We start from the raw sequence: 22,717 nt of genomic DNA, 5'->3' as shown, positions 1-22,717 counted from the left end.
CAGGCCCTACTCGGGCTGCAGGTACAGCGCCGCGAGCGGTGGCAGCGTGAGCTCGACCGAGGCGGGCCGCCCGCCCCACGGCGAGTCGGTGCCGTCGACGCTGCCGAAGTTGCCCACTCCTGATCCGCCGAACTCGGTGGCATCTGTGTTGATCACTTCACGCCACCGGCCCGCGCGCGGCAGGGGCAGTCGGTAGGGCCCGACGGGGTTGCCGCTGAAGTTGACGACGGCGACGAGGGGCGTGCCGTGGGTGTCTCGACGTTCGAAGGCGATGACGCTGTTGGCGGCGTCTCCGCCTTCGAGCCATGCGAAGCCCTCGGGCGAGTTGTCGAGCTGCCACAGCGCTGGCGTGTCGCGGTAGACGCGGTTGAGCTGCCCGACGAGCCGGTGCAGCCCTTGGTGCACGGGCTGGTCGAGAATCCACCAGTCGAGCCCGCGCTCTTCGCTCCACTCGCTGGGCTGCCCGAACTCTTGACCCATGAACAGCAGCTGCTTGCCGGGGTGCGCCCACATGAAGGCGAGGTAGGCCCGCACGTTGGCGAGCTTCTGCCACTGGTCGCCCGGCATCTTGGCGAGCAGCGAGCCCTTGCCGTGCACCACTTCGTCGTGGCTGATCGGCAGCAAGAAGTTCTCGCTGAAGGCGTAGAGAAACGAGAAGGTGATCTCGTTGTGGTGGTGCGAGCGCCACATGGGGTTGCGCGCCATGTACGACAGCGTGTCGTGCATCCACCCCATGTTCCATTTCATGCCGAAGCCGAGCCCGCCTTCGCTCGTCGGCTTGGTGACGCCGGGCCACGAGGTCGACTCCTCGGCGATCATGACGATGCCGGGCACTCGCTTGTAGGCGGTGGCCGTCACCTCCTGCAAGAAGTTGATGGCTTCGAGGTTCTCGCGCCCGCCCCTCTCGTTGGGCAGCCACTGGCCTTCAGATCGCGAGTAGTCGAGGTAGAGCATGCTCGCGACCGCGTCGACGCGCAGTCCGTCGATGTGAAACTCTTCGAGCCAGTAGAGCGCGTTGGCGACGAGAAAGTTGCGCACCTGCGATCGGCCCAGATCGAAGATGTAGGTGCCCCAATCGGGATGCTCGCCGCGCCTCGGGTCGGCGTGCTCGTAGAGCGCCGCCCCGTCGAAGCGCCCGAGCGCCCACTCGTCTTTCGGAAAGTGCGCAGGCACCCAGTCCATGATCACGCCGATGCCCGCCTGGTGCAGCCGGTCGATGAGGTAGCGCAGGTCGTCGGGGTGCCCGAAGCGGCTCGTGGGCGCGAAGTAGCCGGTCACCTGGTAGCCCCACGAGGGGCCGTAGGGGTGCTCGGCGAGCGGCATGAACTCGACGTGCGTGAAGCCCAGCTGCGTGACGTAGTCGATGAGCGGGTCGGCGATCTCGCGGTAGCCGAGCCCGGGCCGCCACGAGCCGAGGTGCATCTCGTAGACGCTCATGGCGCCGTCGTGCGGGTTGCGAGCCGCACGGCTCGCCATCCATTCGCCGTCGTTCCATTCGTGCGCAGAGTCGCCGACGACCGATGCCGTGGCCGGGGGAGTCTCGGTGTAGCGCGCCATGGGGTCTGCGCGCGTGACCCACTCGCCGTTCACGGTGAGCAGTTCGAACTTGTAGGTCGAGCCGCTGCGCAGCCCCGGCACGAAGAGCTCCCAGATGCCGTTGTCGTCGAGCCGGCGCATCGCGTGGCCGGCGCCGTTCCACGAGTTGAAGTCGCCGATGACGCGCACCGCCTGCGCGTGGGGCGCCCACACGCTGAAGCTCGTGCCGTCGACGTCTTCGTGGGGCCGATGGTGGGCGCCGAGCACCTGCCAGAGCTGCTCATGCCGGCCTTCGCCCAGCAGGTAGAGGTCGACTTCTCCGAGGCTGGGCACGAAGCGGTAGGGGTCGTCGGCGCTCCAGTCGGGGCCGCCGTCATAGGTGGTGCGCACGGTGTAGGCCTGCCCATCGGCGAGGCCGCCGGGCAGCAGGCCGTGCCACAGTCCGTCGGCATCGTGCGTGAGGGCGTGCTCGGTGCCGTCGGTGCGCACGATCGTCACCGTCGCCGCGAGCGGGCGCACGACCCGCACGAGCCAGCCGCCGTCGACGTGGTGCTGCCCGAGCTCATCGTGGGGCCGGGGGTGGCGGCCCTCGGTGAGCGCGCGCCGGTGGTCGGGGTGCAGCGCGGGCAGGGGTGCTGTCTTCTTCGCGGCCATCAGACGCCTTTCGGATACTCGATGCGCAGAATGTGCACGGGTTCGACGAACGCGTCGAGGCGCACGTAGTTGTCGGCCCCCCACCTGAAGCGCTCGCCGGTGACGAGGTCGACGACGTCGAAGGTCGAGCCTGCCGGCAGTCCGAGCGCCTCGAGGTCGAGGTGCACCGTCGTGGCGCGAGCCGAATGCGGGTCGACGTTGGCGACCACGATGATGCCGTCGCTGCGACCGCTGCGCACGAACCTGCCCGGCAGCACTTTCGAGTAGACGAGAATCGCCTCGTCGTCGCTCCAGTGCACGGTGAGGTTGCGCAGCTGCCGCAGGGCGGGGTGCCGCGATCTGATCGTGTTGAGGGTCGTGAGGTAGGGCGCGATCGATGCGCCGGCCTTCTCGGCGGCAGCCCAGTCGCGCGGCTTGTACTCGTACTTCTCGTTGTCGATGTTCTCTTCGCTGCCGGGGCGCGCGACGTTCTCGATGAGCTCGTAGCCGCTGTAGACGCCCCACGTGGGGCTCGCCGTGGCGGCGATCGCGGCGCGAATCTTGTAGGCCGGCACTCCGCCGAACTGCAGGTATTCGGTGAGGATGTCTGGCGTGTTGACGAAGAGGTTGGGCCGCAGAAAGTCACTGGTCTCGTGGCTGAGCTCGTGCAGATACTCTTCGAGCTCGCACTTGGTGTTGCGCCACGTGAAGTAGGTGTACGACTGCTGAAAGCCGACGGCGCCGAGCGCCTGCATCATGGGCGGTCTCGTGAATGCTTCGGCGAGAAAGACCACGTCTGGGTGGTCGCGGCGCACCTGGTCGAGCAGCCACTCCCAGAAGTGCAGGGGCTTGGTGTGGGGGTTGTCGACCCTGAAGATGCGCACGCCGCGCTCGATCCACAGCAGCACGACGCGCAGCACTGCGGCGCTCAAGCCGGCGAAGTCGTTGTCGAAGTTGAGCGGGTAGATGTCTTGGTACTTCTTGGGCGGGTTCTCGGCGTATTGAATCGAGCCGTCGGGCAGCGTGGTGAACCACTCGGGGTGCTCGGCGACCCACGGGTGGTCGGGTGCGCACTGCAGTGCCAGGTCGATGGCGATCTCGAGGCCGTTCTTCGCGGCGGCGCTCACGAAGGCGAGAAAATCGTCGACAGAGCCCAGATCAGGATGCACCGCCTCATGCCCGCCATCGCTCGAGCCGATCGCCCAGGGGCTTCCGGGGTCGTGCGGGCCGGGGGTGAGCGTGTTGTTGGGGCCTTTGCGGTTGACGCGCCCGATCGGATGGATCGGCGGCAGGTACACCACGTCGAACCCCATGGCGGCGATCGCGGGCAGGCGCTTGGTGGCGGTGGCGAAGGTTCCGCTCTGCCACGAGCCGTCGCGCTTCTTCTTGGCGCCCTCTGATCGCGGAAAGAACTCGTACCAGCTGCCGACCGCCGCCCGAGTGCGCTCGACCCGCAGGGTCAGCCGCTCGCTCAGGGTGTGCAGGCTCGTGGGGCGGTGCCGCGCGAGTGCCGCCGAGAGGCGTGCATCGGTGGCGACGGCGAGGCGAGCAGAGGCGGTGAGCGTCTTCGTGCCCATCGCCGTGCGGGCGGCCGTGAGCACCGTCGCCGCAGTCGCGTCGCCTGCCTCGGTGGCGCGAGCGCTCGCACGCTGCAGCAACTGGGCCCCGGCGACGAGCATGAGGTCGACGTCGACGCCTGCGGCGATCTTCACGGTGGCGGCGTGCAGCCAGGTCGCCCAGTCGTCGCTGTAGGCCTCGACCCACCACTGCCAGTCGCCGGGCTGCTCGAGCTGCACGTCGACGTGCCAGCGGTCGGTTCCGGCGGCGCGCATGCTCATGGCGTGCGTGGTCGTCGTGCCGTCTGGCGCCACGAGTGCGAGGTCGGCACCGATGACGTCGTGGCCTTCGCGGAACACGGTCGCCGCGAACGGCACCACTTCGCCGACGAATGCGGTGCTCGGCCAGCGGTTCTCGGGCTGCTGCGGGCTCAGGTGCCTGATCGGAATCCGCCCGATGCGGTGAGTGAACGGTGAGGTCGTTGTCGATGCCACCCCTCGACCCTACGCCGGGCCCCTGGTCGGGCGCTCGGTCGACGAAGGGGTCTGAGAATCTGCCCACAGTCTGGCTCCCGAGGCGGGTGTCGCACGACGGCGCGGCGCAGGCGCAGAAATGTACCCCGGCTGGGGTACGCGAATCATCGTCAGCACCTGGCAGAGCGTCGATGCGCGTGCATATACTTGCCCGGTTCGCTCCGATGCCGAGATACCCGAACTCGGCAGTCGAGTGGGCATGTGCTGAGCACTACCGACGACCGAGGCCGACTCGAACGGCCTCGCGACACAGGGCCGTCTCCCGCTGATGCAGCGGGGGCGGCCCTGTGTGTTGTGCGCCCGAGTCGCACTTCTGCCGCCTCCGGTGCGGCGTCGGGCCCGGTGAGTGCGGCGTCGTACATGGGCGCGGCGTCGGCCGAGCATCCCATCTGGAACCGGTTCCCGACGCCGAGCCGACTCGCCTAGAGTGGACGAGCGGAGCAACCCCACCACGTATCCCGCCTCGAGGAGTGATTCAACGTGAAGGCGATCGGCCGATTCACTGTGCGCACGGTACTGCCAGACTCACTGGCCGCAGTCGGGGCGCTCGCTGCGAACCTGCGCTGGTCGTGGCACGAGCCCACCAAGCAGCTGTTCGCACGCATCGACCCGCAGCTGTGGGACGACCTCGATCACGACCCCATCGCCCTGCTCGGCGCCGTTGATCCGGCGCGCCTCGAGCAGCTCGCCCACGACGAGGCCTTCATCGCCGACGCCGAGTCGCTGCGGGCAGACCTCACCGCCTACCTCGAGCAGCCGCGCTGGTACCAGAGCCTCAGCGACGCCCCCGAGCGGCTCGCCTACTTCTCACCAGAGTTCGGCATCGCCTCGGCCATACCGCAGTACTCAGGAGGGCTCGGCATTCTCGCGGGCGACCACCTCAAGAGCGCGAGCGACCTCGGGGTGCCGCTCATCGGCGTCGGGCTCTTCTACAAGGCGGGCTACTTTCGCCAGGCCATCGATCGCGACGGCTGGCAGAAAGAGAGCTACCCGGTCATCGATCCAGACGGCCTGCCGATGCACCTCTTGCGCGAGCACGACGGCAGTGCCGTGCGCGTCAGTCTTGCCCTGCCCAGCGGTGACGCCCTGCACGCACGCGTCTGGCAGATGACCGTCGGCCGCGTCGTGCTGCTGCTGCTCGACACCGACATCCACGACAACGACGACGACCTGCGCGGCGTCACCGACCGCCTCTACGGCGGCGGTGGCGAGCACCGCCTGCTGCAAGAGCTGCTGCTCGGCATCGGCGGCGTGCGCGCCATCAAGCGCTACGTCGACGTCTCGGGCACCGCGGCACCCACCGTCTTCCACACCAACGAGGGCCACGCGGGCTTTCTCGGGCTCGAGCGCATCAGCGACCTCATCTCAGAAGGGCTCTCGTTCACCGAAGCGCTGCAGGTCGTTCGTGCGGCGACGCTCTTCACCACGCACACGCCCGTGCCCGCCGGCATCGACCGCTTCGACAGCGAGCTGATCGAGCGATACTTCTCGACCGAGCTGCTGCCGGGCGTCAGCGCCGCCGAGGTGCTCGCACTCGGAGCCGAAGACTTCGACGGCGGCGACTCGGCCGTGCACAACATGGCCGTCATGGGGCTGCGGCTCGCCCAGCGCGCCAACGGCGTCTCGCAACTGCACGGCGAGGTCTCACGGGGCATGTTCGGCGCCCTCTGGCCGGGGTTCGACAACGACGACGTGCCCATCACCTCGGTCACCAACGGCGTGCACGCACCCACCTGGACAGACCCGCTCATGGTCGCGCTCGCGAAAGAGAAGCTCGGCACCTACGCGACCGACCACTGCGACTGGCGCTCAGAGGCCGTCACCGACGCCGACCTGTGGTCGGTGCGCAGGGCGATGCGCGAGCAGCTCGTCGCCGACGCGCGAGCGCGCACGACCGCCGCCTGGGCCGAGCAGAACCCCGGCGTCGCCGCACCGAGCTGGATGACCCAGCTGCTCGACCCCGACGTGCTCACCATCGGGTTCGCGCGACGAGTGCCGACCTACAAGCGCCTGACGCTCATGCTGCACGACCAAGACCGCCTGCGCGCGCTGCTCACCGACCCCGAGCGCCCCGTGCAGCTCGTCATCGCCGGCAAGTCGCACCCCGCAGACGACAGCGGCAAAGCCCTCATTCAGAAGCTCGTGCAATTCGCCTCCGACCCCGAGGTTCGGCAGCGCATCGTGTTCTTGCCCAACTACGACATCGGCATGGCGCGAGTGCTCTACCCCGGCACCGACATCTGGCTGAACAACCCGCTGCGTCCGCTCGAGGCGTGCGGAACATCCGGCATGAAGGCGGCCCTCAACGGCTCACTCAACCTCTCGATTCTCGACGGCTGGTGGAACGAGTACTACGACGCCGAGAACGGCTGGGCGATACCGACCGCTGACGCCGCCGGAGACGACGCAGAACGCGACTCGCTCGAAGCAGAGGCCATGTACGACCTCATCGAGCACCAGATCGCCCCGCGCTTCTACGACCGCGACGCCGACGGCCTGCCGCGGCGCTGGCTGCAGAGCATCCGCCACACGCTCGCGACGCTCTCGCCCGAGCTCTCGGCCGACCGCATGGTGCGCGAGTACGTCGAGCGGCTGTACATTCCCGCGGCGCACGCCGGGCAGGCGATCTCGGTCGACGGCTACCGCCCTGCGCGCGAGCTCGCCGCCTGGAAGGCGCGCGTCGCCGAGCAGTGGCCGAACGTCGCCGTGACCCACGTCGAATCGGGCGGAGTGCAGTCTCCGCAGGTCGGAGACCACCTGTCGGTGCGCGCGCACGTGCACCTGGGTGAGCTCACGGCAGACGACGTGCTCGTCGAGCTCGCCTACGGTCGGGCCCGCAACGGAGACGACCTCGTCGACGTGCGGCGCAAGACCCTCGACTTCGTCGGGCACGAGCTCGGGCAGCCGGCGACGTTCTCGACCACCGTGCCGCTCGAACGCCCTGGCTCGTTCGGCTACACGGTGCGGGTGACCCCGCGGCATGCGCTGCTCGCCAACCCGGCTGAGCTCGGGCTGGTCGCCATCGCCGACTGAGCGGGCTCATCCCGCTCAGCGCGCTCAGCGCGCGATGTCGGCGAGTCGGCCGCTCGTGACGCTCAGCAGGTCGTCGGGCGCGAGTTCGAGATCGAAGCCGCGGCGACCCCCCGACACGAAGATCGTGGGCCAGAGCTCAGCCGTCTCGTCGAGCACGGTCGGCAGGGGCGTCTTCTGCCCGATCGGCGAGATGCCGCCCACGACGTAGCCGGTCTTGCGCTCGGCGACCGCCGGGTCAGCCATGACCGCGCGCTTCGAGCCCACGGCGGCGGCGAGCGCCTTGAGGTCGAGCATGCTCGTCACTGGAACGATGCCGACAGTGAGCCGCCCGTCGACGTCGGCGAGCAGCGTCTTGAAGACACGCTCGGGGTCGAGCCCGAGCGCCGACGCGGCCTCGAGACCGTAGTTCGTCGTCGCCGGGTCGTGCACGTAGGTGTGCGCGGTGAACGCGATGCCCGCCGCGGTGAGCGCGACCGTCGCTGGAGTACCGGGGCCAGCCGAGGGGCGTGCTCTAGCCATGCGCCCGCAGCAGCAGCATCGACGTCGGCCCCACCGTCAGCGTGTCACCGGGCGAGTGCTCGGGCTCGAGTTCAGAGATGTCGTCGTGCGAGCTGTCCCACAGCAGGGTGTAGCCCTCGACGCCCTCGTGGGCGGGCAGGGTCACATCGGCGGGCTCTTCGATGCCGTGCACGATGAGCAGAATGCGGTTGAAGGCCTCGAACTCTGGCGTCGAGGCGGCGAGGTACTGCAGCGTGCGCTCGGCGGGTGAATCCCAGTCGTCCATCGTCATCGCGAGGCCGTCTTTGTTGTACCAGTCCATCTGCGTCGCGCTCGGCACCGTCTCGCCCCATCGGCCGTACCTGAGGGGCCGCAGTGCCGGGTTGTCGCGACGCAGCTGCAGCAGTCGCTGCGTGACGCGAAACAGGTCTTCTTGCCAGCCTTCGTGCTTCCAGTCGAGCCAGGTGAGCTCGCTGTCGTGGCAGTAGGCGTTGTTGTTGCCGCGCTGACTGCGGCCGATCTCATCGCCCGCCGTGATCATCGGCATGCCGGCGCTGAGCAGCAGTGTGCCCAAGAGGTTGCGCATGGCTTTGCGCCGCTCGACCGTGATCGTGCTGTCGTCGGTGAGGCCCTCGACCCCGTGGTTGAACGAGCGGTTGTTGTCGGTGCCGTCGCGGTTGTCTTCACCGTTGCCGAGGTTGTGCTTCGCGTTGTACGACACGAGGTCGGCCATCGTGAACCCGTCGTGGGCGGTGATGAAGTTGACGCTCGCGAGGGGTCCGCGCTCTTCGGCGAAGACGTGGGCGCTGCCGGTGATGCGGCGCGCGAGCGAGCCGATGCCTTCGGGGGCTCTGCCGTGCTCGCGAGCCGAACCCACGTCGGTGAGCCAGAACGCGCGGGCGCGGTCGCGAAAGCCGTCGTTCCACTCGTGGTAGCCGGCCGGAAACTTGCCGACCTGCCAGCCGCCCATGCCGACATCCCACGGTTCAGAGATCATCTTGACGCCCTGCAGTGCCGGGTCGTCGAGAATCGCCCGCAGCAGTGGATGCTCGGGGTCGAACTCTGCCGCCTCGTCGCGGCCGAGCGTGGCCATGAGGTCGAAGCGAAACCCGTCGACCTGCACGTCGTTGGCCCAGTAGCGCAGCGAGTCGAGAACGAGGCGCTGCGCCGCCGGCGTCGAGAAGTCGATGGTGTTGCCGCACCCCGTCGTGTCGATGTAGTCGCCGTCGGGGGTGTGCCGGTAGTACGAGGCGTTGTCGATGCCGCGAAAACTGGTCGTGGGGCCTTCGGGGCCCTCCTCAGAGGTGTGGTTGTAGACCACGTCGAGCACCACTTCGAGCCCCGCTTCGTGCAGCAGCTTGACCATGCCCTTGAACTCTCGCAGCACGGCGCCCGTGCCGCCGAACTGCGCAGACTTGGTGGCGTAGGCGGCGTGCGGGGTGAAGAAGTTGAGGGTGTTGTAGCCCCAGTAGTTGACGAGGCCCTGGCCCTGCAGCCGCTGCTCGCTCACGAACTGGTGCACGGGCAGCAGCTCGACGGTGGTGATGCCGAGGTCGCGCAAGTAGGCGATCGTCGCGGGGTGGGCGAGGCCCGCGTAGGTGCCGCGCAGGTCGTCGGGCAGTTCGGGGGAGAGCTTGGTGAGCCCCTTCGTGTGCGCTTCGTAGACGACGGTGTGATCGATCTGCACCCGTGGCTTCTCGACCCCGCCCCAGTCGAACTCGTCGTCTTGCACGTAGGCGCGCCAGTCGCCGTCTGAGGTGCGCCCGAGTCCGCGCGCATAGGGGTCGAGCAGCAGGCGATCGGGGTCGAACGCGTGCCCTGGCCCGTGCGGCCCGTCGACGCGCAGGGCGTATCGCGTGCCGGGCCGCAGCGACCGGGTCGTGGTGCGCCAGACGCCGAAGCGGTTGCGTTGCAGGTCGTGCGTCTCGGCCACCCAGGTGGGGTCGTCGGCAGCGAAGATGCAGAGCTGCATCGCCGTCGCGTGCTCGCTCCAGACGCGCAGTTCGCCGCCGCGTGCTGTCTGCCGCACCCCCAGGTGCCCGAGCGCATCCATTGAGGCCATGCGTCTTAGGCTAAGTCAACGACGAGCCCGCCCCGTTCACGCGCGGCTCGATCTCAGGCTGAGGGTGGGAGGCGCTCGTGATCTATCTCGACCACGCCGCCACCTCGCCGATGCCCGAGCGGGTGCGCGAGGCGTACCTCGACGCGCTCTCGCTCGCGGGCAACCCCTCGTCGATCCACTCGGCGGGTCAGCGGGCTCGCGCGATGGTCGATGAGGCCCGGGCTCGCATCGCCGCCACGCTCGGTGTCGAGGCGATCGAGGTGACGTTCACGGGCGGCGGCACCGAGGCGGTGAATCTTGCCATCAAGGGGATGTTCTGGGCCCGCAACCCGTCGCCCCCAGCTGCGCCGCACCCTGCCGGGTCGCCCAACGCTCGCGCTGCGCTGCCCCGGCCGCGCATCGTCGTGCCGCGCGCCGAGCACCACGCCACGCTCGACGCCGTCGAGTGGCTCGCGCAGCATCAGGGCGCCGAGATCAGCTGGGTCGAGGTCGACGCGCTCGGCGCGGTGCGGCTCGACAGCCTCGAGGCCGCCCTCGGCGATGGCTCTGACGTGGCGCTGCTCACGCTGCTCGCGGCGAACAACGAGGTCGGAACGCTGCAACCGGTGGCGCAGGCTGCCGCGCTCGCCGCGGCGGTCGGCGTGCCGGTGCACGTCGACGCGATCGCGGCCTACGGGCAGGTGCGGCTCGATCCGCTGCCGCACGGGGTGTCGGCCGTCTCGATCTCGGCCCACAAGGTCGGCGGCCCGGTGGGGGTGGGGGCGCTCGTGCTGCGTCGCGCGGCCGAGGTCGTGCCGCTCATGCACGGAGGCTCGCAGCAGCGCGGCCGCTCGGGCACCATGGACGCCGCCGGGGCCGCAGCCTTCGCCGCCGCCGCAGAGCTCGCGCACGCCGAACTCGACGAGCGTGCGCTGCACAAGCGCTGGCTGCGTGCGCGGCTCGCGGAGGGCATCCGCAGCACGGTGCCGACGGCGGTGCTGCGCGGAGCCGCGGGCGCGATCGCCGGCGCCGACGCGATCGACACTCTCGCGCTGCCCGGCACGCTGCACTTCACGGTGCCCGGCGCCGAAGGCGACTCGCTGCTGTTCTTGCTCGACGCCGCCGGGTTCGCCGTCTCGACCGGGTCGGCCTGCCAGGCGGGGGTTCCTGAGCCTTCGCACGTGCTGCTCGCCATGGGGCTCACCGAGGCGGATGCTCGCGGCGCCCTGCGCGTCACCCTCGGCCCGGCGACCACCGCCGACGAGATCGACGCACTGCTCGCCGTGCTGCCCGCCGCAGTCGAACGCGCCCAGTCGGCGGGACTCGCCGCGCGCGACCCCCGCCTCGGCCGCTAGCCTCCCGCCGGCGCCGCCGCGCACAGCCAGCCGCCCGCCGCCGCGCGCAGCCAGCGCGCCCCCTCCCGCCCAGCGCCCGCGCCGCCGCCCGTCCCTCCCGCCCAGCGTCTCGCGCCGCCAGCCTGTCCCCCTCCCGCCCAGCGTCTCGCGCCGCCAGCCCGTCCCCTCCCGCCCAGCGTCTCGCGCCGCCAGCCCGCCCCCTCCCCCCCCCCGCGCGCCCCCTCCCGTCCGCCACCGGCCTCCAAACTCTGTCGACCCCGACTGCGTGCGCCTCTGCTGACCGCGCCGGGGTCCTCCCTCGCGCACGCTTCAACAACTACGGAAGAAAGTGATGGCGGTTCGTGATGTTCCGTAGTTGTTGAAGCCTCTCCGCACAGGGCACCCGCCCGGCCGGCCTGCAGACGAGGAGGCTCGTGATGCGTGCGATCTCCCTGTCAGCAGCAGCGCGCGCACCCTCAGCGAGCGCGCGTACCCTAGAAGCATGCGAGTTCTGGCAGCGATGAGCGGCGGCGTCGATAGCGCCGTGGCCGCCGCGCGCGCTGTGGAGGCTGGCCACGACGTCGTCGGCGTGCACCTCGCGCTCAGCCGCATGCCCGGAACCCTGCGCACCGGCAGTCGCGGCTGCTGCACGATCGAAGACAGCCTCGACGCGCGTCGGGCGGCCGAACTGCTAGGCATCCCGTTCTATGTGTGGGATTTCAGCGAGCGCTTCCGCGCCGACGTCGTCGACGACTTCATCGCCGAGTACTCGGCCGGTCGCACGCCCAACCCGTGCATGCGCTGCAACGAGCGCATCAAGTTCGCGGCAGTGCTCGAGAAGGCCCTCGCGCTCGGCTTCGACGCCGTCGCGACGGGGCACTACGCCCACATCGTCACCGACTCCGCCGGCAACCGTGAACTGCATCGAGCCTCCGACGAGGCGAAAGACCAGTCGTACGTGCTCGGGGTGCTGACGAGCGAGCAGCTGGCGCACTCGATGTTTCCGCTCGGCACGACGCCGTCGAAGGCCGTCGTGCGCGCCGAGGCCGCCGAGCGGGGCCTGACGGTCGCGCAGAAGCCCGACAGCCACGACATCTGCTTCATTCCAGACGGTGACACGCGCGGCTGGCTCGCCGACCGCATCGAGCCGGCGACGGGCGCAATCGTCGACCGCGACGGCACGCCGGTCGGCACGCACGACGGCGCGACGAGCTTCACGGTCGGGCAGCGGCGCGGCCTCAACCTGGGCGTGCCTGCGCCCGACGGCCGCCCGCGCTTCGTGCTCGAGGTGCGCCCGCGCACCAACGAGGTCGTCGTCGGCCCGCGCGAGGCGCTGGCGATCCGCGAGCTCGCCGGGCGCCGCTTCACGTGGGCGGGCCTCGACCCGGTGGCGAGCGGCATCACTGCGCGTGACGCCGACGAGGTGGATGCCCTGCAGCCGTTCGACTGCCACGTGCAGGTGCGGGCTCACGCCGACCCTGTGCCGGCGGTCGCCCGCGTGGTGACGGTGCCGGCCGAGGTCGAGGAGCCGGATTCGCCCGCGGGCCGCGAACTCGTCGTCGAGGTGCGCGAGCCCCTGCACGGTGTGGCACCGGGCCAGACGGCCGTCATCTATGTCGGCACGCGCGTGCTCGGGCAGTGCACGATCGACCGCACCGTGGCGGCCGACCTCGTCGCGGCGCAATAGCCGCCCGCCGGCGTCGCAGCGCCGCACCCGCGCCGTGATCTCTAGACTGGCGCCGTGACCGCCGACCTCTTGCGCCTGCACGATGTGCCGGCCGAGCGCCCGGGTGCGAACCCTGCCGACTACTGGCCACGCCACACCACTGCGACCGCGCACCTCGACCCGCCGCTCGGGGTCATCGACCGCGGTGCGCTCGCGTTCAACGCTACCGACCTGCTGCGTCGCGCCGGGGGAGTGCCCATCAGGGTGGCGAGCAAGTCGATTCGCGTGCGCGGCATTCTCGACGCGGTGCTCGCGCTGCCCGGATTCTCAGGGGTGCTCGCCTACACGCTGCCCGAAGCGCTGTGGCTCGCCGGCCCGCGCGGCGCGGGCGACGGCGCCGACCCGAGCAGCGCGGGCGACGGCATCGACGACGTCGTGCTGGGCTACCCCTCGACCGATCGCGCGGCCCTCGCGCGGCTCGCCGCCGACGAGCAGCTGGCCGCGCGCGTGACGCTCATGATCGACGATGTGGCGCACCTCGATCTGATCGACTCGGTGACCGCGCCGGGCGCGAGGCCGAGCATCCGCGTCGCACTCGAACTCGACGCCAGTTGGCGCGGCCCGCTCGGCCACATCGGCGTGCGCCGCAGCCCACTGCACGAGCCCGAGCAGCTCGCCGCGCTCGCGCGCACGGTCACCGAGCGGCCGGGCTTCACGCTCGTCGGCATCATGGCCTACGAGGCGCAGATCGCGGGGCTCGGCGACGCGCCCCCCGGCAGGCCTGTGCGCGGTGCGCTCGTGCGCAGCATCCAACGCCGATCACGCACCGAACTCGCCGACCGCCGCGGCCGCGCGGTCGCCGCCGTGCGCGACATCGCCGACGCCGCGGGCACGCCTCTGCGCTTCGTCAACGGCGGCGGCACCGGCTCGCTCGAGTCGACTTCGGCCGACCCCAGCGTCACCGAGCTCGCCGCCGGCAGCGGACTCATGGGCCCGCACCTGTTCGACACCTACCGCGCCTTCACTCCCGCGCCGGCCGCCGCCTTCGCGCTGCCCGTCGTGCGCCGCCCCGCCGACGACATCGCCACGCTGCTCGGCGGCGGCTGGATCGCGAGCGGGCCGCCCGGCGCCGACCGACTGCCGCAGGTGGTGTGGCCAGAAGGCCTCAGGATGCTCGGCACCGAGGCCGCGGGCGAAGTGCAGACTCCTCTGCGCGGGGCCGCGGCGCGGGGTCTGCGCGTGGGCGACCGAGTCTGGCTGCGCCACACCAAAGCCGGAGAGCTCAGCGAGCACCTCGACGCCCTGCACGTCGTCGACGGCGACCGCGTGACGGGCGAGCTGCCGACCTATCGCGGCGAAGGGAAGGTGTTCTTGTGACGCAGACCGTCACGCCCACGGGCACGGCGAAGCCGTGGCGCAACTGGGCCCGCACCGAGCAGGTGACGCCCGCCCGCGTCGAGCGCCCCGCGAGCGCCGACGAGGTCGCCGACGCGATCGCGCGGGCCCGCACCGGTGGCCTCGCCGTGAAGCCCATCGGCTCAGGGCACTCGTTCACCGGCATCGCCGTCGCGCCCGGAGTGCAGCTCGACCTCACCGACCTCGCCGGGCTCACCGCGATCGACTCGAGCACGGGGCTCGTCACCCTCGCCGCCGGCACGAAGCTGCACGATGCCTCGGCGCTGCTGCACGAGCACGGCCTCGCCTTCGAGAACCTCGGCGACATCGACGTGCAGTCGATCTCGGGCGCCGTCAGCACCGGAACCCACGGCACGGGCCGCGCCTTCGGCGGCCTCGCCACGCAACTTCGCGCCGTCACGCTCGCGACCGCCGACGGCAGGCTGCTCAGCATCAGCCCGACCGAGAACGCCGACCTGTGGCCCGCCGCCCGCCTCGGGCTCGGCGCCCTCGGGGTGCTCGTCGACCTCACCGTGCAGACCGTGCCGACGTTCGTGCTCGCGGCGGACGAGCATCCGGAGCCCCTCGATGCCGTGCTCGACGACTGGCCGAACCGGTCAGCGCAGGCCGACCACGTCGAGTTCTACTGGTTTCCGCACACGAAACTCGCGCTCACGCGCAACAACACGCGGCTGCCGGCCGACGCGCCGCGCACCGCCACCCGCCGACTGCAGCGCTGGGTCGACGACGAGCTGCTCGGCAACGACCTCTACGGCCTGCTGTGCCGCATCGGCGGCCTCGCGCCCGGCACCGTGCCCGGCATCAACCGGCTCGCGAGCGGCGTCGCCTTCAACCGCACCGTCGCCGACTACTCGCACCGCGTGTTCGCGACGCAGCGGCGAGTGCGGTTTCGCGAACTCGAATACTCGGTGCCGCTCGACGCCGTCGCGCCCGCCATGCGCGAGCTCGACCGCGTCATCGAGGCTCGCGGGTGGCGGGTGACGTTTCCGGTCGAGGTTCGGGCGACCGCCGCCGACGACGTGTGGCTGTCGACGGCGTACGGTCGCGAATCGAGCTACATCGCCGTGCATCGCTACATTCGGGATGATCACCGCGAGTACCTCGCCGCCGCCGAGTCGATCATGCGCGCCCACGACGGCCGCCCGCACTGGGGCAAGCTGCACAGTCGCACTGCCGACGACCTCCGGCCCGCCTACCCGCGCTTCGACGACTTCGTCGCCGTGCGCGACCGGCTCGACCCCGAGCGCCTCTTCGCCAACCCCTACCTCGACCGCGTGCTCGGCCGGTAGACCGTCGCTGGCGCTCGACCCCCGCCCCCGCGCTCGCGCCTGCCGGGCGTCCCCGCTCACCCCTCCCCGTGCTGTCGCATGCCGCTCGTAGACTGTGCGCGTGCCTGAGAAACCCGTCGACGAGCGCGACGTCGAGACCCTGACCCGCGATGAGGCCCGCACCGAGGTCGAGTCGCTGACGAGCCGCATTCTCGAGCTGCGCGACGCCTACTATTCGCGCGACGAGCTGCTCGACGACGACGCCACCTATGACGCCCTCGTGCGGCGGCTCGAACTCATCGAGCACCACTTTCCTGAGCTGCAGAGCCAAGACTCACCGACCCAGACGGTCGGCGGAGTCGCCGAAACGACCCTGTTCGCCCCCGTCGAGCACGCCGAGCGCATGCTGAGCCTCGACAACGTCTTCAGCGCTGACGAGTTCGCCGACTGGGCTGCGAAGGTCGAGCGCGATTCGGGGCGGCCCGTGCACTGGCTGTGCGAGTTGAAGATCGACGGGCTCGCCCTCAACCTGCGTTACGAGCGCGGAATGCTCGTCACGGCGGCCACGCGCGGCGACGGACGCGTGGGCGAAGATGTCACGCAGAACGTGCTGCAAGTGGCGGGCATCCCGCAGCGGCTCGCCGGCAGCCCCGATGAGCTGCCCGACCTCGTCGAGGTGCGCGGCGAAGTGTTCATTCCGAAGGCCGCGTTCGACGAGCTCAACGCTCTGCAGCGCGAGGCGGGCGAGCGCGAGTTCGCCAACCCGCGCAACGCGGCGAGCGGCAGCCTGCGCCAGAAGGCCGAGGGCAAGAACGCCGAGCAGCTGGCGCGCATGCGCGACCGCCTCAGCAGGCTGCGCATGCTCGTGCACGGCATCGGCGCCTGGCAGAACCCGCCCGTCACCGCGCAGAGCGAGGTCTACGGGCGGCTCGAGCGCTGGGGTCTGCCGATCAGCAGCCACTTCCGTGTGCACGAGAGCGCCGCCGCGGCCGCCGAGTTCATCTCGTTCCACGGCGAGCACCGTCACGCCGTCGAGCACGAGATCGACGGCGTCGTCGTCAAAGTCGACGAGCTCGCCCTGCACGACGAGCTCGGCGCCACGAGTCGCGCCCCGCGCTGGGCCATCGCCTACAAGTACCCGCCCGAGCAGGTGAACACGACGTTGCTCGACATCGTCGTGAGCGTCGGCCGCACCGGTCGCGCCACGCCGTTCGCCGTCATGGAGAAGGTGCGCGTCGCCGGCAGCGAGGTGCGGCAGGCCACCTTGCACAACCAAGACGTCGTCAAAGCCAAGGGCGTGCTCATCGGCGACACGGTCGTGCTGCGCAAAGCCGGCGACGTCATCCCCGAAGTGCTCGGCCCCGTCGTCGAACTGCGCGACGGCACCGAGCGCGAATTCGTCATGCCCCGCGACTGCCCCGAGTGCGGCACCGAGCTTCGGCCGGCCAAAGAGGGCGACATCGACCTGCGCTGCCCCAACGCCCGCAGCTGCCCCGCCCAGGTTCGCGGACGCGTCGAGCACATCGGCAGCCGCGGCGGCCTCGACATCGAAGGTCTCGGCGAGATCAGCGCCGCCGCGCTCACGCAGCCCCTGATTCCGGATGCTCCTCCGCTCGTCACCGAAGCGGCCCTGTTCGACCTGACTCTCGAGCAGTTGCTGCCCATCGAAGTGATCGTGCGCGACGCCGAGACCGGCCTGCCGAAGCTCGACGACGAGGGCGAGGCGAAACGTCGGTCACCGTTCCGGCGCATCGAGCAGCAGTACCCGCCGGAGGCGGAGGGGCTCGACGCGAGCGAGATCCGTGCGCGGGGCATCCGTCGGCACCCGGTCGCCGTGCCGAGCGCGCTCGCGCTGCAGCTGCTCGACGAGCTCGAGAAGGCGAAGACCAAACCGCTCTGGCGCCTGCTCGTCTCGCTCAACATTCGTCATGTGGGGCCGGTCGCTGCTCGGGCACTCGCCGACTGGTTCGGCTCGCTCGACGCGATCCGGGCCGCGAGCGTCGACGAGTTGGCCGCCGTCGACGGCGTCGGGGCGATCATCGCCGAAGCCGTGCATGAATGGTTCACCGTCGACTGGCACGTCGAGATCGTCGACCGCTGGGCCGCGGCCGGAGTGCAGTGGGCCACGCCGGGCCACGCCGGGCCGGGTGCTGCGGCCGCCGCCGGGGGAGTGCTCGCCGGTCTGACGGTCGTCGCGACGGGCTCGCTCGAGGGTTTCACGCGCGAAGGCGCCCAAGAGGCGATCATCGCCGCGGGCGGAAAAGCTGCGTCGAGCGTGTCGAAGAAGACCGACTTCGTCGCTGCCGGCCCGGGTGCAGGCTCAAAACTTGCGAAAGCCGAAGAGCTCGGAGTGCGCATCATCGACGCAGCGCAGTTCGCCGTGCTGGTGAGCGAAGGCCCAGACGCTCTGCCCCCCGCAGACTGAGGGCACTGAGGCGCGCATCCCGCGGCGCCGCACCCTGCCCGCGGGTGGGAGCATTCGCGCCCCTGATCAGCGCTTTCACTTGATGTCGTTGGTGTAACGGCTGGATGTCTATTGAGAAAGAACTTTCGGTTCACCCCCAAAGAGGGGGATTTTTCGCCTACCATAAAAGCACGCTGAGGGAGAAGAGCTGGGGCATTCCAGATTCTTGGCGTCGAGGGGAATCACGGCTTGTTGCTCGATGCGTTGACGATCATTGTCGCCTCGCTCACCGTCGCCACGGTCGCGGGGCCTACAGCGGTGCTCGAAAACAAGCCGAGCACGTCGATCGTCAGCGTCAGCGGGGTTGCCCAACTGCAGGCGCTTTCCGCTGTGCCATCGTCACAGGTCAGCGACTTCGTCTCGCAGAACCCCCACATCGTGCGCGACCTGCTCAGTGCACCGCCGCCCGCTGCGCAGGTCGGAGGCTGGTGGGCGAGCCTGAGCGACAGCGATCGACGCAACCTCACCCTCGGAGCTCCCGAACTGATCGGCAACCTCGACGGCGTGCCCTACGTGGTGCGCAATGACGCCAACCGGCGCCAACTGCGATCGACCATCCGAGAGCTCGAACTCGAAGGCCTCAACGCCGGTCGTGCGATCGCAGCCCAGAACCTGCAGCGGCTCAACATGCTCTACTCCATCGCCGACGCGCTGGGCCCGACGACGGCCAACCCCCCACGATCGCTCATCTCCCTCGACACCCACGACGCCGGCAAGGTCGCCATCGTGCTCGGCGACCTCGACACGGCCGACTACGTGAGCTACCTGATTCCCGGCATGTTCATCACGGTCGAAGGCAACGTCGTCGAGTGGGCCGACACCGCGGCGCGACTCTACGACGAGCAGGTGTCATGGTTGTCGCTGCTCGCCGAGGCCGGAGCCAACGTCGCGCTCGAGACCGTCGCCACTGTCGCCTGGATCGGCTACCAGACCCCGCACCTGCTCAACGTCGGCAGCCTCGACCTTGCCTACGAGGGGCGCGACGCGATCGCTGCGACCATCGATGGGCTGCAGACCCTTCGCGGCGAGAACCAGCCCTTCATCTCGCTGCTCGCGCACTCTTACGGCTCAACCGCTGCCCTGCTCGCACTCGAGCAAGACACCGTCGTCGACGCGCTGGCGATGATCGGCTCACCCGGAAGCCCCGCGCAGAGCATCCACGAGTTGAATGTTCGCGGCGACGTGTTCGTGGGCGAAGCGGTGTGGGATCCGATTCCGAACAGTTCGTTCTTCGGCTCCGACCCGGGCTCGACCGCCTACGGGGCGAGAGTCATGAGCGTGGCTGGTGCGGTCGATGTGATCACCCACCGCGTGCTGGCGAGCTCGACGGGGCACAACGAATACTTCAGCCCCGGCACCGAATCGATGCGCAACCTTGCGCTCATCGGCATCGACAAGGGCGAGCTGGTCACCGACGGCTCGCAGCGAGACGCCGGGCGCACCCTCGCACTCGTGCTCTGAGCGCCGGGCGGCACTGCGGATGACGGCGGCTCCGGCCGCGGTGCGGGTTCGCGCAGCGAACGCCGCGCGGCTGCCTGCGCGACGCGGCGGATACCCTGAGGCCATGCACCGACGCATTCTCGCGCTCGCCGTCGCGGCGTTCGTCGTGGTCACGGGGGGCGGATGCGCGGTGCAGCAGGCGACGCCCGTCACGAATGCTGAAGCCCAAGATCGCTTTCTCGCCGAGCTCGACGCCACCCAGTCGATCATCGGCGGCGACTGGCAGGTGCTCGACGACCCGACTCCGAGGGAGTGCGTGATTCCGCTCTGGGTCGCCGGCCAGCGGTATCCGGCGCTGCGCATCGGCGATGCTCCGGTACTGGTGAGTATTGCTGCCGATCGGGTCGAGACCGCCTGGAACGATCAGGGCATGCGCGTCACCCGCACCGATGTCGGCGATGTGATCGAGGTCAAGGGCGAGAGCACTGACGGTGAGCTCTTCGTGCTGCGCGTCAGCTCGAATGCGAGCACGCTGCTCGGTGAGAGCGAGTGCCGCCCGCGCTGAGCCCGCCCGCGCTGAGCCCGCCCGCGCTCAGCCGCGCCGCGCCGACCCCCTCTGCGCGCCTGTCCCCGCCGCGCCTAGCCCTCGCGCTTCTCGCTGCGGTCGAAGCTCAAGAACACTCCGTCTCCGGTGAGCTCGAGTCGCTCGCCGTCGTCGCTCACCGACACGCTGTCGGCGCCCTCGAGCGCTGCGAAGAAACGATTCTCGAGCAGGTTCTGCTCTTGTTCACCGCACGCCATCTCGGTGCGGGTGAGGCCGCCGAAGCTGATCGGCCCGGTGCCGTCGACTCCGGGCCCGCGGGTCATCGGCCCCGTGTACTGATTGCACGGGGCGCTGCCGCTGACCGAGTCTCCGTCGAACTCCAGAGTGATCGGACGCATCGAGTCGATGAACGTGCCCTCGGCATCACTGCCGCTCTCGAGCACCCATTCGCCCTGCAGTGCGCTCGTGCCGTTCATCATTCCCGCGCAGCCGCCGAGCAACGCGGTGCTGGCGACGAGCATGATGCCGGCCACGACGGTGGTCGCTCGGCGAGTGCGTGCCGTCGCCGTGCGGGCGTGCGTCGTCGTGCCGCCGGTTCGCGCCGTCGCGGCTCGGGCGTGCGACGTCAATCTGCGGGCGTGGGTCATGGTGGGCCTCCTTAACTCTCTGAGACGACCGGCACGGCCGAAACGTTGGGGTTGCGCCTCAGTAGACTGAAGCATCCCCCACCGTCGGTCTCTACTGGGAGCTTCATGTCTGAAATCACGCCCGAGCGCGTCGCACATCTGGCGTCGCTCGCGCGCATCGCGTTGACCGATGCCGAGATCGAGCAGTTGACCTCAGAGTTGGGCGCGATCGTCGACGCGGTCGCCACCGTGCAGCAGGTTGCGGGCGATGATGTCGCGGCGACGAGCCACCCGATTCCGCTGACGGGTGGGATGCGCCCCGACGTGATCGGCGAGACCCTCACGACCGAGCAGGCTCTGGCTGGCGCGCCCGACCACGACGGCAGCCGTTTTCGCGTGACCGCCATTCTGGGGGAGGAGCAGTGAGCGGCGCAGCAACCCCCAGCGCAGCCGACCGCAACGCGACCGGCCCCGGCGGAAACTCGCCCGGCGCGACCACGCCCGGCGCGACCACGCCCGGCGCCAACACCCCCAGTGCCCCGACTGATCTCACGCGACTCTCGGCCGCGCAGCTCTCGACCCTGCTCGCCTCGGGCGAGGTCTCGAGCGTCGACGTCACGCGCGCGCACCTCAACCGCATCGCAGCTGTCGACGGTGACGTGCACGCCTTCTTGCACGTGAACGCCGCCGCGCTCGACACCGCAGCGCAGGTCGACGCCGACCGTGCGGCTGGGCACGACCTGCCAGCGCTCGCCGGGGTGCCGATCGCGATCAAAGATGTGCTCTGCACGCTCGACATGCCGAGCACGAGCGGCTCGAAGATTCTCGAAGGCTGGGTTCCGCCGTACGACGCGACCGTCGTCGCTCGGCTTCGCGCGGCGCGCATGATTCCGCTCGGCAAGACCAACATGGACGAGTTCGCCATGGGGTCGAGCACCGAGCACTCCGCCTACGGCCCGACGAAGAACCCGTGGGATCTGTCGCGCATTCCGGGCGGTTCGGGCGGCGGCTCGGCCGCGGCGGTCTCGGCTTTCGAAGCGCCTGTTGCTCTCGGGAGCGACACCGGCGGCAGCATCCGTCAGCCGGCAGCGGTGACCGGCTCGGTCGGCGTCAAGCCGACCTATGGGGGCGTCAGTCGCTATGGCGCGATCGCGCTCGCATCGTCGCTCGACCAGGTGGGGCCGGTGTCGCGTTCGGTGCTGGATGCTGCGCACGTGCACGACGTCATCGGCGGGCATGATCCGCGCGACGCCACGAGCATTCCCGACGCGTGGCCGTCGATGGCCGAGGCCGCGCGGCGCGGGGCGTCGGGTGAGTCGCTGAAGGGATTGCGGGTCGGCGTGGTGACGCAGTTGCGCGGCGACGGCGGCGGATTCCAGGCGGGCGTCAAGCAGCGCTTCACCGAGACGCTCGATCTGCTCGCGAATGCGGGTGCCGAGATCGTCGAGGTGTCGGCGCCGAACTTCGAGTATGCGATCGCGGCGTACTACCTGATTCTTCCGGCGGAGGCGTCGAGCAACCTGGCGAAGTTCGATTCGGTGCGCTTCGGTATGCGCGCCGATGTGTCGGGAACGGTCGAAGACGTCATGGGTGCGACTCGCGAGGCAGGGTTCGGGCCCGAGGTGAAGCGACGCATCATCTTGGGCACGTATGCGCTGAGCGCCGGCTACTACGACGCGTACTACGGCAGCGCGCAGAAGGTGCGCACGCTCATTCAGCGCGATTTCGCGTCGTGCTTCGAGCAGGCAGACATTCTGGTGTCGCCGAGTGCGCCGACGACGGCGTTCAGGTTCGGCGAGAAGATGGCTGACCCGCTGGCGATGTATTTGAACGATGTGACGACGATTCCGGCGAACTTGGCGGGTGTGCCGGGCATGGGTCTGCCGATGGGGCTCGCTCCGGAGGATGGTCTGCCGGTGGGCCTGCAGCTCATGGCGCCCGCGCGTGAGGACGCGCGGCTGTATGAGGCGGGTGCGGGCATCGAGGCTCTGCTCGAGCAGCAGTGGGGCGGGCCGCTCTGGGCGCAGGCGCCGTCGCTCGGGTAGAGACAAGAGCCAGCCAGCACCTCGAAGCTCGCACCTCGCACCCCGCACGGCCATGTTTCGCCGCGCGCGTCTCGCCCAGCCCG

Annotated in this window: 15 protein-coding genes; 10 read left to right on the top strand and 5 right to left on the bottom strand. The window is 70.0% G+C overall.

The window, feature by feature from the left end; translation table 11 throughout:
* Positions 1-6 precede the first annotated feature (6 nt).
* The gene (gene glgB, locus KIT89_RS06260) at positions 7-2,190 is read right to left on the bottom strand and encodes a 1,4-alpha-glucan branching protein GlgB (protein ID WP_297603759.1); all 2,184 of its coding nucleotides are present in this window, start codon (positions 2,188-2,190) and stop codon (positions 7-9) included.
* A complete protein-coding gene (locus KIT89_RS06255) occupies positions 2,190-4,169 on the bottom strand; it encodes an alpha-1,4-glucan--maltose-1-phosphate maltosyltransferase (RefSeq protein ID WP_297603927.1) in 1,980 nt (659 codons plus the stop codon). The genes glgB and KIT89_RS06255 overlap by 1 nt, the downstream gene beginning before the upstream one ends.
* Positions 4,170-4,739: 570 nt before the next feature.
* Here KIT89_RS06255 and glgP point away from each other — a divergent pair.
* Positions 4,740-7,292: an alpha-glucan family phosphorylase gene (glgP, locus tag KIT89_RS06250; RefSeq protein WP_297603758.1), complete on the top strand. Its 2,553-nt coding sequence runs from the start codon at positions 4,740-4,742 to the stop codon at positions 7,290-7,292.
* A 24-nt stretch (positions 7,293-7,316) separates the two neighbouring features.
* Here the strand turns inward: glgP and ybaK are convergent, their stop codons facing one another.
* Both ybaK and glgX read right to left on the bottom strand, forming a co-directional pair.
* The gene (gene ybaK, locus KIT89_RS06245) at positions 7,317-7,811 is read right to left on the bottom strand and encodes a Cys-tRNA(Pro) deacylase (RefSeq protein ID WP_297603757.1); all 495 of its coding nucleotides are present in this window, start codon (positions 7,809-7,811) and stop codon (positions 7,317-7,319) included.
* Positions 7,804-9,852, bottom strand: a complete 2,049-nt coding sequence (gene glgX, locus KIT89_RS06240; protein ID WP_297603756.1) for a glycogen debranching protein GlgX — start codon at positions 9,850-9,852, stop codon at positions 7,804-7,806. The genes ybaK and glgX overlap by 8 nt, the downstream gene beginning before the upstream one ends.
* Before the next feature lie 77 nt (positions 9,853-9,929).
* Between glgX and KIT89_RS06235 the strand changes: the two genes are divergently transcribed.
* The 7 genes from KIT89_RS06235 (at position 9,930) to KIT89_RS06205 (ending at position 19,984) form a co-directional block, all read left to right on the top strand.
* Positions 9,930-11,186 carry a cysteine desulfurase family protein gene (locus tag KIT89_RS06235; RefSeq protein WP_297603755.1) on the top strand — a complete coding sequence of 419 codons (1,257 nt, stop codon included), beginning with the start codon at positions 9,930-9,932 and terminating at the stop codon, positions 11,184-11,186.
* A gap of 481 nt (positions 11,187-11,667) precedes the next feature.
* A complete protein-coding gene (mnmA, locus tag KIT89_RS06230; protein WP_297603754.1) occupies positions 11,668-12,852 on the top strand; it encodes a tRNA 2-thiouridine(34) synthase MnmA in 1,185 nt (394 codons plus the stop codon).
* Positions 12,853-12,906: 54 nt separating this feature from the next.
* On the top strand, positions 12,907-14,208 hold the full coding sequence (locus tag KIT89_RS06225) for an alanine racemase (protein WP_297603753.1): 1,302 nt from the start codon (positions 12,907-12,909) through the stop codon (positions 14,206-14,208).
* The gene (locus KIT89_RS06220; RefSeq protein WP_297603752.1) at positions 14,205-15,536 is read left to right on the top strand and encodes a D-arabinono-1,4-lactone oxidase; all 1,332 of its coding nucleotides are present in this window, start codon (positions 14,205-14,207) and stop codon (positions 15,534-15,536) included. Before KIT89_RS06225 ends, KIT89_RS06220 begins: the two co-directional genes overlap by 4 nt.
* A gap of 100 nt (positions 15,537-15,636) precedes the next feature.
* The gene (ligA, locus tag KIT89_RS06215) at positions 15,637-17,940 is read left to right on the top strand and encodes an NAD-dependent DNA ligase LigA (protein WP_297603751.1); all 2,304 of its coding nucleotides are present in this window, start codon (positions 15,637-15,639) and stop codon (positions 17,938-17,940) included.
* Positions 17,941-18,168: 228 nt separating this feature from the next.
* On the top strand, positions 18,169-19,440 hold the full coding sequence (locus KIT89_RS06210) for an alpha/beta hydrolase (RefSeq protein ID WP_297603750.1): 1,272 nt from the start codon (positions 18,169-18,171) through the stop codon (positions 19,438-19,440).
* 103 nt (positions 19,441-19,543) lie between these two features.
* Complete coding sequence (locus tag KIT89_RS06205; RefSeq protein ID WP_297603749.1) at positions 19,544-19,984, top strand: hypothetical protein; 441 nt, start codon at positions 19,544-19,546, stop codon at positions 19,982-19,984.
* Positions 19,985-20,058: 74 nt separating this feature from the next.
* Here the strand turns inward: KIT89_RS06205 and KIT89_RS06200 are convergent, their stop codons facing one another.
* Positions 20,059-20,610 (bottom strand): META domain-containing protein, encoded by a 552-nt coding sequence (locus KIT89_RS06200; protein ID WP_297603748.1) that lies wholly within the window; start codon positions 20,608-20,610, stop codon positions 20,059-20,061.
* Between the two features lie 105 nt (positions 20,611-20,715).
* Here KIT89_RS06200 and gatC point away from each other — a divergent pair, with 105 nt between their 5' ends.
* Both gatC and gatA read left to right on the top strand, forming a co-directional pair.
* A complete protein-coding gene (gene gatC, locus KIT89_RS06195) occupies positions 20,716-21,015 on the top strand; it encodes an Asp-tRNA(Asn)/Glu-tRNA(Gln) amidotransferase subunit GatC (protein ID WP_297603747.1) in 300 nt (99 codons plus the stop codon).
* A gap of 155 nt (positions 21,016-21,170) precedes the next feature.
* A complete protein-coding gene (gene gatA / locus KIT89_RS06190; protein ID WP_297603926.1) occupies positions 21,171-22,634 on the top strand; it encodes an Asp-tRNA(Asn)/Glu-tRNA(Gln) amidotransferase subunit GatA in 1,464 nt (487 codons plus the stop codon).
* The last annotated feature ends 83 nt before the right edge of the window (positions 22,635-22,717 follow it).

The sequence above is a fragment of the Microcella sp. genome, from assembly GCF_025808395.1.
Lineage (GTDB): Bacteria > Actinomycetota > Actinomycetes > Actinomycetales > Microbacteriaceae > Microcella.
This window is presented reverse-complemented; position numbering and strand designations above follow the sequence as displayed.

Bases quoted from the DNA above. Each gene is read 5' to 3' on its own strand.
- glgB (WP_297603759.1), bottom strand. From the start codon at position 2,190: ATGGCCGCGAAGAAGACAGCACCCCTGCCCGCGCTGCACCCCGACCAC.
- ybaK (WP_297603757.1), bottom strand. From the start codon at position 7,811: ATGGCTAGAGCACGCCCCTCGGCTGGCCCCGGTACTCCAGCGACGGTC.
- glgX (WP_297603756.1), bottom strand. From the start codon at position 9,852: ATGGCCTCAATGGATGCGCTCGGGCACCTGGGGGTGCGGCAGACAGCA.
- mnmA (WP_297603754.1), top strand. From the start codon at position 11,668: ATGCGAGTTCTGGCAGCGATGAGCGGCGGCGTCGATAGCGCCGTGGCC.
- KIT89_RS06205 (WP_297603749.1), top strand. From the start codon at position 19,544: ATGCACCGACGCATTCTCGCGCTCGCCGTCGCGGCGTTCGTCGTGGTC.
- KIT89_RS06200 (WP_297603748.1), bottom strand. From the start codon at position 20,610: ATGACCCACGCCCGCAGATTGACGTCGCACGCCCGAGCCGCGACGGCG.
- gatC (WP_297603747.1), top strand. From the start codon at position 20,716: ATGTCTGAAATCACGCCCGAGCGCGTCGCACATCTGGCGTCGCTCGCG.